2 protein-coding genes are annotated in these 2,878 nt (G+C 40.1%); both read right to left on the reverse strand.

The window, feature by feature from the left end:
• Nucleotides 1-337: 337 nt before the first annotated feature.
• Nucleotides 338-1,339 (reverse strand): type I glyceraldehyde-3-phosphate dehydrogenase, encoded by a 1,002-nt coding sequence (gene gap / locus OQ268_RS17730; RefSeq protein ID WP_265858146.1) that lies wholly within the window; start codon nt 1,337-1,339, stop codon nt 338-340.
• Nucleotides 1,340-1,363: 24 nt separating this feature from the next.
• Entirely contained in the window at nt 1,364-2,500 is a 1,137-nt protein-coding gene (locus OQ268_RS17735) for an MraY family glycosyltransferase (protein ID WP_265858147.1), read from the reverse strand.
• Nucleotides 2,501-2,878 lie beyond the last annotated feature (378 nt).

The raw sequence follows: 2,878 nt of genomic DNA on the forward strand, positions 1-2,878 counted from the left end.
CAGCTAGGAGCCTGCGCACATCCCCTTACGCATCAAAAAAACAGCGGCACTTTGTTTTGCTCGTTTGTGCTAAGGGTTTGGAAAGTGGTCTTTTTTCGCAAAACCACTGCGTTTTAGGTTTGCAAATGCAAGGTTTGCTGTTGTGCTCCTGTTTTTTTGATTTCCCGGCTCTTGGGATTGACGGCGTACTTTGGTATAACCTGTGAAGGGGTGTGCGATTGTGAATAGCCGCCAGCGAATTTGCTTCAGTGTTTTTATTTTACTTGGCGGCTGTGGGTATTGACGGCGTACTTCGGGAAAAGATTGTAGCTTTATAAGGGTGTTCCCAATAATGAGCTTAGGCTATCGCCGTATTTAACGCAGCAATTTTTTTAACTACATCAACTAATCTCGAGCTATAACCATATTCATTGTCATACCAGCCAACTACTTTAACCATATCGCCAACAATAGATGTTAGTAATGAGTCGAAAATACAAGAATGGGGATTGTCAATGATATCAATAGAAACAATAGGGTCTGTAGTATATTCAACAATTCCTTTTAGATCATTTTCAGAAGCAGCCTTAAAAGCGGCATTGATCTCGCTAATGGTCGCTTTCTTGTTGAGTAAACATGTAAAGTCTGTTAATGATCCATTAAGCACTGGCACACGTATTCCTGCTCCGCCCAACCGACCATCTAGCTCAGGAAAGATATGGGTGATGGCTTTTGCTGCGCCTGTGGTGGTTGGTATAATTGATGATGATGCCGCCCGAGCCCTTCGTAAGTCTTTATGGTTGCCATCGTGCAAATTCTGATCACCCGTCATGGAATGAATCGTTGTGATATATCCTTCTTCCACTCCCCAATTGTCGTTTAAAATCTTAATCATTGGCGCAATATTGTTAGTTGTACAACTTGCGTTAGATAGGATCTCATTTTTTAGATCGACTACATCATCATTTACTCCTAAAACCACCATTGGTATATCATCCGCAACTGGAGCAGAAATCAATACTTGCCTTGCTCCAGCGGTAATGTGTTCTTCAGCGGTTTCACGGGTAAGATTTTTACCTGTACAATCTACAACCAAATCTACCCTTAGTGCAGACCATGGCAACTCATCAGCTTCTCGGATTGCAAATACAGGAATTGATATTTTACCAACAACCAACGCATCGGGCCTGGCTTCTACAGGATAGGCAAAGACACCGTGAACCGAATCATATTTAAATAGGTGTGCCATAGTCTTGGCATCAGCCAAATCATTTATAGCTACAACTTCAAAACCTTCAGCCATAGCCAAACGCAAAAATGTTCTCCCTATCCTACCAAAACCATTAATGGCTAGCCTCATTTGATGAAAAATTTAAGCTCAAAATTAGTGATTATTTTCACAATACAAATTGGAGGGTATATGACTAACCTCCTCATTTGGCTTAAATCTTGTTTTTCTATATAGTCGCCAGGAAACAACGGCATTAAATAACACACAAATGGCAATCAGTAAAAAAATGAGCAAGAAATTTCCCAGGTGCTGAAGTATTACCGTCAAGGCAATAATTCCGAAGTTAAGAACTACTGTCAATCCCGTAATCTGGTCGGGCCGGTAACCTAGTCGTTCTAAACGGTGATGCATATGATTTCTATCGCCCAAAAAAGGGGATTTGCCACTTAATATTCTAACCGTAAATATTCTCAATGAATCGAATACTGGCACAATTAGTATGGATACAGCAATGGCTGGAGCGGAATAAAATACTGGTTCATTTTTCCCTGTAAACTTATTAAGTTCTATAAATTTAATTGCTAATGCAGCGGTGGTTAAGCCAATAATCAAGGCTCCTGTGTCGCCCATGAATATCTTCGCTGGATACCAATTATACCTCAAAAATCCCGCAATTGCGCCTGCTAAAGAAAAAGCAATAAAGGCGTAGGGAAGCTGCTTCATAATTGCAAAAGCAATGCCGAAACACAGGCTTGCTAGAATCCCGATTGTACCTGCAAGTCCATCAATTCCATCTACCAGGTTAAAGGCATTATTTAAAAATATGATCAAGATAATGGAAAAAATGCCACCATATAGGATGGTCATCTCTCCAATATTTAGAACGCCGTATAAACTGGTTAACCTAAACCCGCCGAAAAAAACAAGAATGCTGGCAACAATTAATTGTAGGAGGAACTTTGTACTGGTGTTCGTACCATAGACGTCATCCTTCAAACCTAAACCAGATAAAATAATACAGGATACAATCAGAAAATTTGCTTCCTTGAAGCTTATAAACGCCGAGAATAAAAGCGTACAAATTGTAAAGCTTATAACGATTGAAAGTCCGCCTAGACGCGAGATGTTGTTGGCATGATTCTTACGATGCATATCGCTGGAATCGAAAAGCCTGTATTTTAATGAGGTATGTATAATAGATGGAATGCTAAACATCACCAGCAATAGCGACAATAGGAATATTGCGCCATAGCAGAGCTCGGTATTGATATTTATAAGCGAATCAAACAAACGGAACAGTTTTAGCAAATATAGTAAATGGAATTTTGTAAAACCGATATTTTTTGTTGTCAGGATTGATATTTATCAATAAAGAAGAAATATTGGCTGACTAACTATTGATTGAGGTATAGAGGGTTGAGGTGTAGAGGTGGTTGATACTTATGTTATTTTTTTATTATGATGAATTTTTCCTCGATAAGTAATCATCTTCCGCTCTATGCCGCGGGGCATGGTACTTTGCTGCGCCAAAGTACCCAAAGCGCCTCGTCAATCCAGCTAGGAGCCTGCGCACATCCCCTTACACATCAAAAAAACAGCGGCTCTTTGTTTTGCTCGTTTGTGCTAAGGGTGTGTGAGTGGGGTTTTTTCGCAAAACCACTGCGTTTG

This window comes from Pedobacter sandarakinus (assembly GCF_026240095.1).
In the GTDB taxonomy this organism is placed as follows: Bacteria; Bacteroidota; Bacteroidia; order Sphingobacteriales; family Sphingobacteriaceae; genus Pedobacter; species Pedobacter sandarakinus.

What these genes read in the sequence shown, in the direction of transcription:
- gap (WP_265858146.1), bottom strand. Translation starts at nt 1,339, where the DNA reads ATGAGGCTAGCCATTAATGGTTTTGGTAGGATAGGGAGAACATTTTTG.